The sequence below is a fragment of the Embleya sp. AB8 genome, assembly GCF_049739465.1.
Lineage (GTDB): Bacteria > Actinomycetota > Actinomycetes > Streptomycetales > Streptomycetaceae > Embleya.
In genome coordinates this window covers 39249-53307 of the sequence record NZ_JBMHHY010000002.1, presented here as the reverse complement: position 1 = coordinate 53307, position 14059 = coordinate 39249, and the positions used below count along the sequence as shown (strand labels likewise).

14 protein-coding genes are annotated in these 14059 nt (G+C 70.3%); 6 read left to right on the top strand and 8 right to left on the bottom strand.

Features of this window, described 5'->3' with window-relative positions:
- Window positions 1-69 precede the first annotated feature (69 nt).
- The gene (locus tag ABIA38_RS03140) at window positions 70-846 is read left to right on the top strand and encodes a hypothetical protein (protein ID WP_424636823.1); all 777 of its coding nucleotides are present in this window, start codon (window positions 70-72) and stop codon (window positions 844-846) included.
- On the opposite strand, the gene ABIA38_RS03135 is transcribed toward ABIA38_RS03140, so the two are convergent.
- Window positions 826-3636 (bottom strand): ATP-binding protein, encoded by a 2811-nt coding sequence (locus tag ABIA38_RS03135; protein ID WP_424636822.1) that lies wholly within the window; start codon window positions 3634-3636, stop codon window positions 826-828. The two genes, ABIA38_RS03140 and ABIA38_RS03135, sit on opposite strands and share 21 nt — an antisense overlap.
- 184 nt (window positions 3637-3820) lie before the next feature.
- On the opposite strand from ABIA38_RS03135, the gene ABIA38_RS03130 reads away from it, so the two are divergent.
- Together ABIA38_RS03130 and ABIA38_RS03125 are read left to right on the top strand one after the other, a co-directional pair.
- Entirely contained in the window at window positions 3821-4198 is a 378-nt protein-coding gene (locus tag ABIA38_RS03130; protein WP_424636821.1) for a nuclear transport factor 2 family protein, read from the top strand.
- A 223-nt stretch (window positions 4199-4421) separates the two neighbouring features.
- Window positions 4422-5906, top strand: a complete 1485-nt coding sequence (locus ABIA38_RS03125) for an MFS transporter (protein ID WP_424636820.1) — start codon at window positions 4422-4424, stop codon at window positions 5904-5906.
- 96 nt (window positions 5907-6002) lie between these two features.
- Here the strand turns inward: ABIA38_RS03125 and ABIA38_RS03120 are convergent, their stop codons facing one another.
- Together ABIA38_RS03120 and ABIA38_RS03115 are read right to left on the bottom strand one after the other, a co-directional pair.
- A complete protein-coding gene (locus tag ABIA38_RS03120; RefSeq protein ID WP_424636819.1) occupies window positions 6003-6383 on the bottom strand; it encodes a nuclear transport factor 2 family protein in 381 nt (126 codons plus the stop codon).
- Window positions 6384-6445: 62 nt separating this feature from the next.
- Entirely contained in the window at window positions 6446-7837 is a 1392-nt protein-coding gene (locus tag ABIA38_RS03115) for an MFS transporter (protein WP_424636818.1), read from the bottom strand.
- 247 nt (window positions 7838-8084) lie between these two features.
- Here ABIA38_RS03115 and ABIA38_RS03110 point away from each other — a divergent pair, with 247 nt between their 5' ends.
- The 3 genes from ABIA38_RS03110 (at window position 8085) to ABIA38_RS03100 (ending at window position 10894) form a co-directional block, all read left to right on the top strand.
- Window positions 8085-8804: a TetR/AcrR family transcriptional regulator gene (locus ABIA38_RS03110; RefSeq protein WP_424636817.1), complete on the top strand. Its 720-nt coding sequence runs from the start codon at window positions 8085-8087 to the stop codon at window positions 8802-8804.
- A gap of 301 nt (window positions 8805-9105) precedes the next feature.
- Entirely contained in the window at window positions 9106-9540 is a 435-nt protein-coding gene (locus tag ABIA38_RS03105; protein ID WP_424636816.1) for a DUF6542 domain-containing protein, read from the top strand.
- Window positions 9533-10894, top strand: coding sequence for an LCP family protein (locus ABIA38_RS03100; protein WP_424636815.1), 1362 nt, complete (start codon window positions 9533-9535; stop codon window positions 10892-10894). Before ABIA38_RS03105 ends, ABIA38_RS03100 begins: the two co-directional genes overlap by 8 nt.
- A 182-nt stretch (window positions 10895-11076) precedes the next feature.
- On the opposite strand, the gene ABIA38_RS03095 is transcribed toward ABIA38_RS03100, so the two are convergent.
- The 5 genes from ABIA38_RS03095 to ABIA38_RS03075 form a co-directional block, all read right to left on the bottom strand.
- Window positions 11077-12135: a protein kinase family protein gene (locus ABIA38_RS03095; RefSeq protein ID WP_424636814.1), complete on the bottom strand. Its 1059-nt coding sequence runs from the start codon at window positions 12133-12135 to the stop codon at window positions 11077-11079.
- A gap of 412 nt (window positions 12136-12547) precedes the next feature.
- The gene (locus ABIA38_RS03090) at window positions 12548-12817 is read right to left on the bottom strand and encodes a hypothetical protein (RefSeq protein WP_424636813.1); all 270 of its coding nucleotides are present in this window, start codon (window positions 12815-12817) and stop codon (window positions 12548-12550) included.
- 181 nt (window positions 12818-12998) lie between these two features.
- Window positions 12999-13151 carry a hypothetical protein gene (locus ABIA38_RS03085; protein WP_424636812.1) on the bottom strand — a complete coding sequence of 51 codons (153 nt, stop codon included), beginning with the start codon at window positions 13149-13151 and terminating at the stop codon, window positions 12999-13001.
- 137 nt (window positions 13152-13288) lie between these two features.
- Window positions 13289-13630 carry a hypothetical protein gene (locus tag ABIA38_RS03080; RefSeq protein ID WP_424636811.1) on the bottom strand — a complete coding sequence of 114 codons (342 nt, stop codon included), beginning with the start codon at window positions 13628-13630 and terminating at the stop codon, window positions 13289-13291.
- The gene (locus ABIA38_RS03075) at window positions 13627-13839 is read right to left on the bottom strand and encodes a hypothetical protein (protein WP_424636810.1); all 213 of its coding nucleotides are present in this window, start codon (window positions 13837-13839) and stop codon (window positions 13627-13629) included. The genes ABIA38_RS03080 and ABIA38_RS03075 overlap by 4 nt, the downstream gene beginning before the upstream one ends.
- Window positions 13840-14059: the final 220 nt, after the last annotated feature.

Sequence of the window (14059 nt, the reverse complement as noted above, 5' to 3'; positions counted from 1 at the left end):
TCGGGTGGGGCATCGTCGGCTGTGTCTATGGTGGCCGCCGAACTCTTCCCGGAGGTATGTGTGGCGACGATGGCGACTCTCGACGGCTTCGGTGTTGCGGTCCGATACAGCCCGGGGGCGCGGGAGCGGGCCGCGGTCGTCGCGGGGCGGGTGGATCGGGCCGCCGCGTGGCTGACCGAGGGACTGGGGTTCGCGCCGCGCATCCGGTTGTCGGTGGCGGACGCGGCGGATTGGGACAGCGTCGCGACGGTGCCGCTCTATGGGACGCCGCAGGGCAGCGGGGAAGACCTGCGGGTGGCGGCGGACGATGGTTGGTTCGGCGCCGATCTGTACGCGGCCATTCGGCCGCATCTGGGTGCCGAGCCGGCTGCGGCGTTGCGCGCGGTGTTCGGGGAACCACCCGCACTGCGGCCGTACTTCGATCTGGTGGCGGTGCATGAGCTGACGCATCTGTTCCAGGATCAGGCCTGGCCCGGCTATCCGGGGATGTGGATCGCCGAGTTGCACGCCGACCTGGCGATGGTCGGCTACGCGCATCGGGTCGAACCGGAACTGCTGCCGGTGCTGCGGGCGTTCACCGCGACGGTGGACGAGTTGCCGGCCGAGGTCACCCTGCTGCGCGAACTCGCGGACATGGACCGCTCGTTCGAGCACGGCGCGATCAACTTCGCCTGGTTCCACTTCAATCTGACCCGGGCCGCCGAGCGGTTGTGGGCGGCGGAGGGAATGGAGGCGCTGCGTGGTCTGTACGAGCACATCCGGGCCGGTGGCGGGGCGGACCACCCGGCGTTGGAGTGGGTTGCGGCGCAGTGGGGGCGGCCGGGATCAGCCGGCGTGGGGCGTTAGGTCGGGGATGGTGGGGAGTTCGGTGCGGGAGGCGATGCCGAGCTTGGGATATGCCTTGTAGAGGTGGTGTCCGACGGTGCGTGGGCTCAGGAAGAGTTGGGCGGCGATGTCTCGGTTGGACAGGCCCTGGGCGGCGAGTCGGGTGATTTGTAGCTCCTGCGGGGTGAGCGAGGCCAGTACGCCGGAGGGTTGTCGCCCCTGCGGGGTGGCGCTGCCGCCGATTGCGCCCAGTTCGGTACGGGTGCGGTCGGCCCAGGAGCGGGCGTCGAGGCGGTCGAACTCGGCCAGTGCGGTACGCAGTCGGTCGCGGGCGTCGGTCTTGCGGCGCAGTCGGCGCAACCATTCGCCGTAGAGCAGCTCGGTTCGGGCGCGCTCCAGCGGGCGGCGTTCGCTCTCGTGTCGGTCCAGCGCGGCGAGCCACAGTTTCTCGGCCACGTCGTCGGCGGCGAGCAGTGCGTGGCAGCGCAGGACCAGGGCATCGGCCCACGGTTGGCCGGCCCGCCGGGCCCACTGCTCGAAGCGGGTCAGCGGTTCGTGGGCCCGCTCGGGGGTGCCGGACCGGACTGCCGCCTCGACCAGGTCGGGGATCGCCCGGGTCGCGCAGATGTGGTGCCGGATCGGTTCGCGGCCCAGCCGTTCCAGCCGGTTCAGCGCGGATTCCGGGCGACCCAGGCCCAGATCCAGCAGGCCCAGGGCCCACGCGGACCACGGCGCGCCGGCGGGCATCGCGCTGCCGACGCCGCCGGCCAGGGCCGCCTCGGCGTGCTGGTGGGCGGCCTCCTCGTCGCCGGAGATGCCCGCGAGGTAGGCCAGCACGCTCTCGAACTGGCTGACCCACTGCTGTTGGCCGCTGTCCTGGGCGATTTGCAGCGCCTCGGTCGCGGTGGCGAGCGCGTCGGTGTGGCGGCTCTCGAAGACCTCGGCCTCGGCCAGGAAGAACAGGATCGTCGGCAGGCGGCCGATGCCGCCGTGTTGCCGGCTCTCGGTGGCCAACATCGCCGCGACCCGATGTGCGTCCACGTCCTGACCGAGCGTCAGACCGACGCCGCAGGCGAGCAGCAGGTCGCGCAGCTCGTCGTTGCCGGTGTGCCGGGCCACCCGGATCAGGTCGCCGAGCACGGGTGGTGGTTCGGTGTGCTCCGCCGGCTTGTGTTCGTTCGGCTTTTCTTCGCTCGGCTTTTCTTCGCTCGGCTTGTGTTCGTTCGGTTTGTGTTCGTTCGGTGGGAACGCGGCGATGATGAATTCGGCGACCGGGGTGACCGAGGCGGTCGGCGGCAGCTTAAGCGTGGTCAACCGGTCGATGGTTTCCCGGAGTTGCGGCTCGCCGAGGTACCACGCGGTGTGTACGGACTGGAGCAACATCCGGGCCGCGCGCTCGGGGTGGGTGTCGGCGGTGAGCGCGGCGCCCTGGTGCAGCAGTTCGTGTGCGCCGGCGAAGGCGCCCTGCCAGAAGTCGGACAGCGCGCGAACGTGCAGCAGCCGGGCCCGGGTCGGGTCGTCGGTCGCGGTGGACAGGGCACGTTCGGCGAACACGCGGGACCGGTCCGACTCGCCCGCCTCGGACGCCGCCTCGGCGGCCAGGGTGAGTCGGCGGGTACGCGCGTCGAGGTCCGCGGTCAGCCGGGCGGCCTTCTCGTAGGCCAGCGCCGCGGCGAGATGGCCACTGCGCTCCCGGGCCCGCTCGCCGGTGCTCTCCAGGGCGGCGGCGGCCGGCTCGTCCACGCCGGTCGCGGCGGCGGCCAGATGCCAGGCCCGCCGATCCGCGTGATCGGGTGCGTCGAACGCGCCGGCCAGCGCGCGGTGCGCGGCCATTCGCCGATCGATCGGCGCGCGCTGCTGTACCGCGGCCCGGATCAGCGGATGCCGAAAGCGCAGCCGGTCGTCGTCGAGGACGATCAGCGCGGCCTCCTCGGCGCCGGCCAGCTCGGCCGGTCCCGCGCCGAACTCGGCGCCCGCCCGGAGCAGGATGCCCAGGTCCCCGGAATCGTCGCTCGCGGCCAGCAGCAACAACATCCCGGTGCGCTCGTCGAGCCGGGTGACCTGGCCATGGAAGGCGATCTGCAGTCGACTGGTGAGCGGCAACGCGCCCGGACGCAGGGTGTCCCCGGACCGCTCGCCGGCCAGCGACACCGGCAGTTCGAGCAGCGCGAGCGGGTTGCCGCCGGCCTCGGCGAGCACCCGGTGGCGGGCGGCGGCGGACAACTCCTTGGCGTGTCCGTCCAGGAGCGCACCCGCGTCCTCGGGCCGCAACGCGTCCAGGCGCAGCTCGGGCAGGCCCGGTATGGGGAAGGCGTGCCGGTCGTCGCGGGCGGCGAAGATCAGCGCGATGCCCTCCGCGTACAACCGCCTGGCGGCGAACACGAGCGCGTCCGTGGAGGCGCGGTCCAACCAATGCGCGTCGTCGACCACGCACAGCAGCGGGCCGTCGTCGGCGTACTCGGAGAGCAGGGACAACACCGCGAGGCCGACGAACATCGGCTCGGAGCGCTCGCCCACGGCCAGGCCGAAGGCGGCCGCCAGGGCTTGGCGCTGTGGGACGGGCAGCCGGTCGAGCCGGCCGAGTGCCGGGCGGAGCAGCAGATTCAGGCCGGCGTAGGGGAGCTCGGCCTCGTACTCGACCCCGGTGCCGCGGATCGTCCGCAGGTCGGTCGTGCCGATGACGTGATCGAGCAGGGCGGTCTTGCCGATCCCGGGCTCGCCGCGCAGCACCAGCACGCCGCTGCGTCCCTCGCGGGCCTTGGCGAGCAGGTGTTCGATCGTGTTCAGCTCGGTGTCTCTGCCGTACAGCATGCCGATCCGTTCCCCGGGTCTACCGATCAGGTCTACCGATCGGGTCTACCTACGTATGCCGATCGCCCTCGCCAAAGTACCTATGCGTGACCGATTCCGGCCTGCGCGGGGGTCCGTAGGTTCATGTGCAACGGAGCAGCCGGAACGACCGGAAGCCCGGAGCGACCATGAGGAGCCGGTCACCATGACCACGAACATCGACTTCACCGCCCTGGCCGAGCGCTACATCGCCACCTGGAACGAGACCGACCCGGCCGCGCGACGCAAGTTGGTCGAGGCGGTCTACACCGAGGCCGCCCGCTATGTGGACCCGCTGGTGGTGGCCGAGGGTCACGACGCGATCGACGCGACGCTCGGCGCGGTCCAGGGGCAGTTCGCCGGCCTGGTGTTCAGCCTGGGCGGTCCGGTGGACGGCCACCACGACCTGGCACGTTTCACGTGGAACCTCGGGCCGGCGGGCGAGGAGGCCATCGTGGTCGGCTTCGATGTGATCCAGGTCGCCGAGGACGGTCGGATCGTGCTGGTCAGCGGCTTCCTGGACAAGGTGCCGGCCGGACTGTGAGGTGTGGGTGGCGGTTTGCCGCCCATTCGAGTTGGTTGTTGCACCCGCTTGACGGACCCGGGGCCGGGTCACGGTAGCCCGGCCCCCGGGGTCCTCGCGGTGAGCGCGGGCCGGTGGTGCCCGCGTTTTTCGATCTCTCTTCCCATGTGCGCCGATTCGGGCCTGTCGGTTCGACGCGCTTTCCCCCGCGCGCTGCGGCGCGTTCGTCCGGAAAGGACTCGCCATGTCCGCCACCACGACGGCCATCGTTCCCGAAGCAGCGGCATCGACGCCCCGGCAGTCGTGGGGCGCGTTGTTCGTCCTGCTCGCCGGAATCTTCATCACCACGCTGGACTTCTTCATCGTCAACGTCGCGATCCCGGCCACCCAGGAGGACCTGCACGCGACGCCGGCCGCGATTCAGTGGGTGGTCGCGGGCTTCGGCCTCGCGGTCGCCGCCGGGCTGATCACCGCCGGTCGGTTGGGCGATATCTACGGCAGACGGCGGATGTTCGCCATCGGGCTCGGATTGTTCACCCTTGCGTCGGCGGGCTGCGGGTTGGCCGGGAACGCGGAAATGCTGATCGCCGCTCGGGTGCTTCAGGGTGCTGCGGCGGCGTTGCTGATGCCGCAGGTGCTCGGCATCGTCAATGTGCTCTACGTGGGTGAGCAGCGGGTCAAGGCGTTCACCGCGTACGGCCTTGCGATGGGCTTCGCGGGGGTCTTCGGTCAGCTCATCGGCGGCGCGCTGATCCAGGCCGACCTGTTCGGGCTCGACTGGCGCAGCATCTACTGGATCAATGTGCCGGTCGGTCTGGTTGCGCTGGTGTTGGTGCCGAAGCTGGTGCCGAAGTTGGTTCCGGAGAGCCGTGGAGAGGGCGGTACTCGGCTGGATTTGGTCGGCACCGTATTGGTCACGCTCGGTCTGGTCGCGGTGGTACTGCCGCTGGTCCAGGGTCGGGAGCAGGGTTGGCCGCTGTGGACCTGGCTCTCGTTCGGCGTCGCGCCGCTGCTGCTCGGTGCGTTCACGCTGTACCAGCGCCACCTGGCCGGCACCGGCGGTGCGCCGCTGGTGGACCCGGTGCTCTTCCGGGAGCGGCCGTTTTCGGTGGGCGTCACGACCGCGCTGGTGTACGGCCTGGTGAACGCGGCGTTCTTCCTGATCCTGGCGCTGTATCTGCAACTGGGACACGGGATGTCGGCGCTGGACTCGGGGCTGCTGTTCATCGCCCTGGGTGTCGGGTACTTCCTGTCCTCGGCAATCTCGGGGCAACTCGCGGCCAAGTTGGGTCGGCAGGTGTTGGCGGCCGGTGCGCTGGTGCAGGGGGCTGGGCAGTTGGTGCTCGTGGAGACCGTGTCGAACACCCACGAGACGTTGTGGCTGATCCCGGGGCTGGCACTGGCCGGGTTCGGCATGGGGCTGGTGATGGGGCCGATGGCGGAGACCGTGTTGGCGGGGATCACGCCGAGGCACGCGGGGGCGGCGGCGGGACTGCTGTCCACGGCCCAGCAGTTGGGCGGGGCGCTGGGGGTGGCCCTGGTGGGGATCGTGTTCTACGACACGCTGGGGGACGCGCCGACGGCCGATTCGTTCCGGGACGCGTTTGTGCACGGGTTGTGGCTGCTGACGGCCTTTTGTGCGGCGGTCGCGACGCTGGTGCAGTTGTTGCCGAGGCGGCGGCGGGTGGTTTCGGCCGAGGCGGCCGTGAAGGTGGAGGTTTTGGTTTGAGGCGGCGAGCGGCGGGGCCCGACCTGGTGGTCGGGTCCCGCCGCTTTTTGGTCGATTTGGCTGGCTTGGTTGGCTTGGCCTGCTTGGCCGGCTCGGTCAGCCGAAGTAGTTGTATGCGCGGCGGATTCGGCCGGCTTCGAGCTCGACCAGGCCGTGGCCGGTCATCAGTGGGGTCGACGGGTCGTCGGGCTTGGTGAGGTGCCAGGTGAACAGCGCCGTGTCGTGGTGGGTGCCGAGTACCTCGGCCAGGTCCAGGCGCAGGTCGCCGAGCTTGTCGCGGCGGGCCGCGCCGATTGCGTCGGTGATCTCGGGGCGGCCGGTGGCCGTCCAGTCCGGGTCGATCAGCGTCGCGTCGTCGGTGAACACGAGCTGCGCGGCGGCCTCGCGGGCGGGCTGGTCCTGGAGGTTCCAGAGCTCGAAGAAGGCTTGGACGGCGGCGGTTGGGGTGGTGGTGTGGTCGGGCTGAACTGCGGTCATTTGTGGTGCTCCTGGTGATTGTTACGGTTGATTCGGTTGATTCGGTTGATTCGGTTGGTGGTTCAGGAGTTGGCTTCCGTGGCCTTCGGGCGCTTCAGGGCGAAGGCCAGGAAGGCGCCGAGGACGGCGGCGGCGCCGGCGACCAGGCCGGCTGTACGCAGCCCGTCGATCAGGTCGGCGGGGGAGGCCGGGCCGGCGTGCAGGTCCAGGTGGGCGTTGGCCACCGCGATCAGTACCGCGAGCCCGGCGGCGCCGCCGAGTTGCTGGGCGGTGGTGGCGAGCGCGGACGCGATGCCCTGTTCGCCGGCCTGCACTCCGGAGGCCGCCGTGACGAACAGCGCGGTGAAGGTGACCCCGCCGCCGAGGCCCCAGATCAGGATGCCGGGGAGCAGCGCGGCGAACGGGCCGTCGGTCGACATGCCGAGGGCGAGGGCGCCGATGCCGACGCCGTTGGTGAGCATCCCGACGAACAGCGTGAAACGCAGGCCCCGGCGGCCGATCAGGGCGGGCCCGATTCGCATGCCGGCGATCACCGACAAAACGGTCACCGGGATGAAGGCGAGGCCGGTCTCCAGCGCGTTGTAGCCAAGGCCGTTCTGGAGGTAGGTGGTGAAGACGTAGTAGGCGCCGCCGAGTCCGCTCTGGAAGACCAGGATCGCGGCCATCGCGACGGCCAGGCTGCGGTTGCCGAACAGGCGCAGCGGTACCAGTGGGTCGCGGGTGCGCCGTTCGACGAGCAGGAAGACGCCGAGCAGTACCGCGCCGAGCGCGATCGCGCCGGCGCCGCGCGGCGAGGTCCAGCCCGCGTCCGGGCCGCTGACCAGGCCGAAGACGAGCAGCGTCGAGCCGGCGGTGGCCAGCAGTACGCCGGGGATGTCGAAGCCGGCGCGCTCGTGGGTGTCCGGTGTGGTGGGCATCGGCCCGAGGGCGCGCGGCGCGGCGGCCAGGAGTAGCGCGGCGGCCGGGACCATCACGAACATCACCCAGCGCCAGCCGCCGAGTTCGGTGAGCACGCCGCCCAGCAGGGCGCCGGCTGCGAGGCCCGCACTGCCGGCGGCGGACCAGATCGACAGGGCTCGGGTACGTTCGGCGCCCTCGGCGAAGCCGGTGTTGATCAGGGACAGCGTGGCGGGGGCGAGCATCGCGGCGCCGACGCCTTGGACCGCGCGGGCGGTCAGCAGCACGCCGGGGTTGCCGGCGAAGCCGCCCGCGAGGCAGGCCAGGCCGAACAGGGTGAGGCCGAGCAGGAACATCCGGCGGGCGCCGACGCGGTCCACGAGTCGGCCGCCGAGCAGCAGCAGGCCGCCGAACGTCACCGCGTAGGCGCTGACCACCCACTGCAACGACTGGGCGCTGAAGCCCAGTCCGCTGCCGATGTCGGGGAGGGCGACGTAAACGATGTTGTAGTCCAGGGCGACCACGAACTGGGCGCCGGCGAGGACGGCGAGCGCCACTGCGGTGGGGGCGCCTCGGGCCGGGCTCTCCCGAGTCGATCGAATCGACCGGATCGACCGGATCGACCGGATCGATCGGCTCGATCGGCTCGCTTCGGACTCGGCGGAGGTGCTGCGGGCAGGGGAAACAGGCACGGCGGGACCGTTCTGTGGGACGGGGACTGCGCGGGACTGTGCGGTGTGCATTTACTGCACGCCGTATAGTTACAGCACGGCGAGCAGTATTGCAACGCTGTACCGTTCGGTCATGGCCACGGAAGAACGGACACCCACCCGCCGGGCTCGCCTCCGCGTGGAGACCGCCTGCGAGATCAGGACGATCGCCCTCCGGCTGCTGGCCGAGGGCGGCCCGGGAGCGATTACGCTGCGCGCGATCGCCCGGGAGATGGGCATGACCGCCAATGCGATCTACGGCTACTACGCGACCCGGGACGAGCTGGTCAGCGTGCTGATCAGCGATGTGTACACGTCGCTCGTGGAGGTCGCGGAGGAGGCTCGGGACGAGGTCTCGGTGGCCGATGCGGCGGGTCGGCTGCTGGCCTGGGCCGGGGCGTTTCGGGCCTGGTCGGTGGCCAATCCGGAGGGCTTCCGGTTGATCTACGGCGATCCGGTGCCCGGGTATCAGGCGCCGCCGGGCGGGGCCGCGATCGAGGCGGCGCATCGGGCGTGCGCCGGGTTGACCGGTCTGGTCGCGGCGGCGTGGCCGTCGGCCGAGGCGTTGCAGTCGGACGAGACGTACGACTGGCCCGACTTCGATCCGACCCTGGTCGCGCTGGTGCGCGCGCAGTTCCCGGAGCTGCCGCCGACGGCGGTCGCACTCGCGTTGCGGGTGTGGGGGCGGCTGCACGGGCTGGTGTCGCTGGAGATCTATGGCCACCTGCGCGGGCAGACGGGTGATCCGGGGCGGATCTACCGGACCGAGATGCGGGATCTGATCCGGTCGTTGGGGCTGACGCCGCCGGAGTAGGCCGGTCCGGTCTGCCGAACACGCCTGCCGGCTCCGGCTGTTCGGGTCGGGCTGTTCGGGTCGGACGCGGCGGTGTGCGGGTGGTGTGCGGGTGGTGTGCGGCTTCGGTGGCGCGCGGAGACGAGGGTGGCGGTGGCTTGCGGGTCGGCTCTGAGGTATCCCGAGTGATTCGGGGTTCGGGCGATCCGCCATAGTTGCTTAATTGCGCAAGTCTGGAACCGTACGTGCCTTCGGCTCGTCCTGCTTCCGGACGGGCCGGTCGGGACGAGGGAGTACAGGCGTGCCACAGCCATTGACGCAGATGCCTGAAGTCGAAGGGCGGCCGGGGAGTTCTCCGGGCGCCCGTCGGCGGTTCCCGGGCGTGCTCGTCCCGCTGATTCTGGTCGGCGTCCCGGTGCTTGGCGCGTTGGTGGATCGGGCCTTCGGCGCCTCTCCGGGCGGGGTGTTCGCGGTGTCCGTGGTGGTCGCCGCGTTGTGCGCGGTGGCGATGGCGACCCGGACCGGCCTGTGGTGGGTCGTACCGACCCCCCCGCTGATCGTCGCGGCGGTGACGGTCGCGGCCGGGTTCATCTCCGGCAAGCACACCCGGGAGGGTTCCAAGGCACTCGCCACCGAGGTGGCGCGCTGGGCGGTGCACGCGTTCCCGGTGATGGCCGCCGCCGAGGCCGCGGTCGCCGCGGCGGTGGTGGTGCGCCTCGTACTGGGCCGGCGGAATGGCAGGTCGGTCCATGCGTAGCGGGGGTTCGGAGTCCACCGCCGGCGCGCGCCGCCGGCGTCGGCCGCGACGCACCAAGCCATGGGCGGTGCTCGGCCGGGTCCTGGTGTGCACGTTGTCCATCGCGGTGCTGCTGGCGAGCGGGGTCACCTGGTACGTCTACCGGGACCTGACCCACGGCATGCAGACGTCCAACGCCCTGGACGAGGCGAAGGCCGAGGCGCCCAAGCACCTGGACAACGCGGTCAATCTGCTGCTGATCGGGCTGGACAGCCGCCGGGACATGAACGGCAAGGATCTGCCGAAGAAGCTCCTCCAGGACGAACTGCACGCGGGGTCGTCCAGCGAGGTCGGCGGATACAACACCAACACCCTGATCCTGATGCACATCCCGGCCAACGGCGGCAAGGTCACCGCGTTCTCCATCCCGCGCGACGACTACGTGGACATCCCCGGCACCGGGCACAAGCGCAAGATCAAGGAGGCGTACGACAACGCGAAGTACGTCGCCGAGAACAAGCTGGCCGCGCAGGGCGTCAAGGACCCGGTGGAACTGGAACACAAGGGCCGCGAGGCGGGTCGGGCGGCGACGCTGCGCACGGTCCAGGCGTTCCTCGGCGTGCCGATCGACCACTTCGCCGAGGTCAATCTCCTGGGCTTCTACGACATCGCCGGCGCGCTCGGCGGCGTCGAGGTATGCCTCAACGGCCCGGTCAAGGACCACTATTCGGGCGCGGACTTCCCCGCCGGACGTCAGCAGCTCAACGCCTCACAGGCGCTCGCGTTCGTGCGTCAGCGGCACGGCCTGCCGAACTACGACTTGGACCGTACCCACCGCCAGCAGGCGTTCCTGTCCTCGGTGGCCACGAAGCTCAAGAACGGCGGCGTGTTCGGCGACGTGGGCAAGATGCGCAGCCTGCTCGACGTGGTCAAGAAGGACCTGGTGATCGACAACTCCTGGGACGTCCTGGACTTCGCCCAGCAGGCCTCCAACCTGACCGGCGGCAATGCCGAGTTCTTCACGCTGCCGATCGAGCGTTACGACCAGATCGGCGACCAGGACGTCAACATCGTCGACCCGGTCAAGATCAAGGCGATCGTCGCGGGCGCGATCGCGCACGACCCGGCGATCTCCCCGTCGGGGGCCGCGGTGCCGCCACCGCCGCCGCCGCCTTCGACCACCGCCGCCGCCGGTCCGACGGGTTCGGCTCCGGGGGCCACGTCGTCTCCGTCGGCGACTTCGAAGCGGCGCGGGACCCAGAGCACTCCGCCGCCGTCGACGGTGCCGCCGCCTCCGGTCACCCCGGTCGACCCACCGAGCACGGGACCACAGGGGGGTTCGGTGAAGATGGGCGGGATTCCTTGCGTGAACTGAGGTGGGGACTGAGGTGGGGCGGGTGACCGGGTGACCGGTGACCGGTGACCGGGTGGCTGAGTGGCTGAGTGGCGTCGGCGCTTGGCGTCGGCGCGTGGGCGGGTTCGCCCGGGGTGCGGGCGGAGAGCGCGCGGCGACGGGTCGCAGTTCGGCAGGTCGTCCGTCAGCCGACGGAGGACCTGCTACATGCGGTCGATCCGGCGGATCTCCTCCAGCGGATATGGGGTCTGTCTGCTCTGGCGCTGGAACCTGCGGTTGAAGTCCGATATCACCGCGGCGATCGGCGCGTGCCGGGCGATGATCGTTGCGGCCTCCGCTGGGATTCCGGTGGGGCGCTTGCCCTCTGCGTAGGCGCGCACCAGCGCGTAGCGGCCGTCCCCGTCCTCCCTCCGGTATCCGAGTAGAGCGGTGACCAGCCAGTTCACCAGATACGTGGTGGTGTGGCAGCGGTCGTAGGTCTGATGCCGGTCGACGAAGTCGGCCTCGTCCTGCGACAGTTCGAACCGGGAGGAGATCGCGAGGCCGTAGTCCGCGAAGTAGAGGCGCCGGCCGTCGGTCAGGATGTTCTCGAAGTGCGCGTCGAAGTGCAGGAGCCCGCGGTCGTTCATGAACGAGGCGCCGGCTGCCAGTTCCCGCTCCACCATGGCGCAGGCCCGGTTGGCGGTCCGGTCCCCTGCTTCGACCTGAGTGCCGAGCCACTGGTGCAGGTTCTGCGGGATGTACTCCAGGAACAGCGCGATGCTCGCCGAGGACTGTTGGAGAGCTTGGATCCGGCGGCGTACCTGCGATCCGCCGCCCCAGTACGCCACAGCCCGTTCGACGTCGGCCAGTTCCTCGGGAAGGGGCGTCGAGTCGGGCAACATCCTCCAGTGGTACATCAGGGGGAAGCCCTCGTACTCCGCTGCGAGTACCCAGTTCGTGGTCATGGTGTGCACGGCGAGTTCTCGCCAGGCCCCGAAGCCCGGCGAGCCGATGGTGCCGATGCCGTACTGGCAGAAGACGGGCAGATCGAACAGGTTCGCCGTGCACCGGACGTGTTCGGGCCGCCTCTCCAGGTCGGTGAGGGGCACCCGCTTCACGAAGACCGGGGTTCCGGCGACCTCCAGCAGGGCCGCATTCCCGCCGATGCCGGATCCGATCGGCACGGCCGTGTCCACGAATTCGCGCAGGGCACGATCGCTGTACAGGGCGAGGGATGTGGAGACTGCGCCATGGGCGGTGAGACGCGCATCGCGCGACATGTCCGGGACTTTCACTGCTGCCTCCACTGCCTCCACTGCCTCCACTGCCTCCATTGCCTCCACCTGGGCGCCGACCTTGATTTTGCAATGGCCGCGCATCTCCGCCGAGCCGCAACCGCGTTCGACACGTAGCTCTGTGGTTTGGGTTCCGGAGCGGGTTGAGGGCGTCCAGGAGCGTGTGATGGCAGACCTGATCACCCTCTCTTGATCGCACTTTACGTGGAGATCGACGACGGGTCGGGGGAACACGATGCTTTGGCGGACCGCCTCTGCCGCGCAACTTCGGGCTCGTCTGGCCGGCCGTGGTGGTTGCTTCGGGTGGTGGTTGAGGCCAGGCTGGCCTCGCCCCGCGCGGGGTTTGGGCGGGCCCGGGATGCGGTCAGTGGCGGGTTCGTGGATCCGAGCCGCCGGGCTAGTCCGTGGTGGGTGCCTTGAGGATGTCGGCGATTCGGGACACGCTCACCCCGACGACGCCTGCCATCTCGACTCTGGAAAGCCCGTTGGCGCGGCCTGCGAATACGGCCCTGCGGACGGTGGTATCGGCGACCTGGAGTTGGCGGCGGGCCTCACGCTGGTCGTAGCTGCCGGGCGGGCTCTGGTGGTAGGTCGATCGCACCACCGCTCGTACGAGTACGGCCCGCTTCAGGCGCTGCCGCGCGGCGTCCTTGGTGTCGTCGTTCATGGAACTCCCTTGTGGATGCTTGGCTTTCGTCGGGGCGTACATGTCCACGCCGTGCGAGGTGCGCTGGTCGGGGGGTGAGCGGCGGGGCGTGAGAGCTGGATTGGTCCCGGGTGCGGAAACCCGGCCGGGCGTGTGGTGGATGACGCCACGGCGCGTGACCGGCCGGGCGGTCGGAGGCGAACTACGCCTCGGCGGCGAGTGGTTCGGCCGCGAGCGTCGCCACGGGGCCTAGGCTGTCGGCGGGGCTTGGGATCGCGGGTTCGGCGGGGGCGTCGAGTATTTCCGCGGTGAGCAGGTTCTCGTCGCGGTAGCCGCGTAGTGGCATGAGGTGCATATGGCGATCGAGCCGGTGACGAGGTCGGGGTGGACGCCGCTGGCGAGGAACCAGGACGTCGGGCCGCCGGTGCCCGGTAGCCATCCGCGCTCGCCGCCGGGCCAGCCGGGCACGATCCGGGCGACGATCCCGAGTCCCTAGCCGGTTACGAATCGCCGTGGTGGGACCGGGGGTTGGGTGTAGCCGTACGGGGACCACGTTGCTCGGGGTACGACCTCCTGGACGCCGACGAGCAGCACGCGCGTGAGGCCGTCGCCGGTGTCGAGGATGGCGTACATGGTCCTGACGTCCACGGTCAGCCAGTCGACGGTGGAGTGCAGCGTCGCGTCGGTGACCAGCTCGGAGAGCATGAGGACCACGTCCTCGCGCCATTCGCCGGTGAGTTCGATCTCGTCGCAGACCCGACGCATGGTCGCCCGCGCCAGGCCGGCCGATTCCACGGCACGCGGGAAGCTCTTGCGCACGGCGATCTCGGTCATGGCGTCCGCCCCTTCGGGTCCTTGCCGGAGAGTGCCCGGGACAGACCCGCGTACAGCAACTCGGCGTGTCCGGGGTTGAGCAGGAGGTCCGTGGCTTCGGTCGGCTCGCCGTGCTCGTCGTGGATGAACGGTGGGACGGCAATGACGCCGGTCGCCTTGTCGCGGACCAGCGGCGTATTGGGGTTGACGGTTGCGAATCTGATGGTCACGAAGTACTCCTCGCGGCTCCGGGAGCCGAACACGCTGAACTCGTCGGCATCGGCGGTTCCTCACACTCGGAACATCGCGAGTCGGATGGATAGGTCGCGGGTTCGCGCCGGGGATGAACGCGGCACGTGATGGCATTTTGTGGCATTCGTAGGGCATTTCATCGCCAGGGCGAGGATCCCCTGCGCAGGATGTGTGCGACGAAGTACGGTCGGAATCACC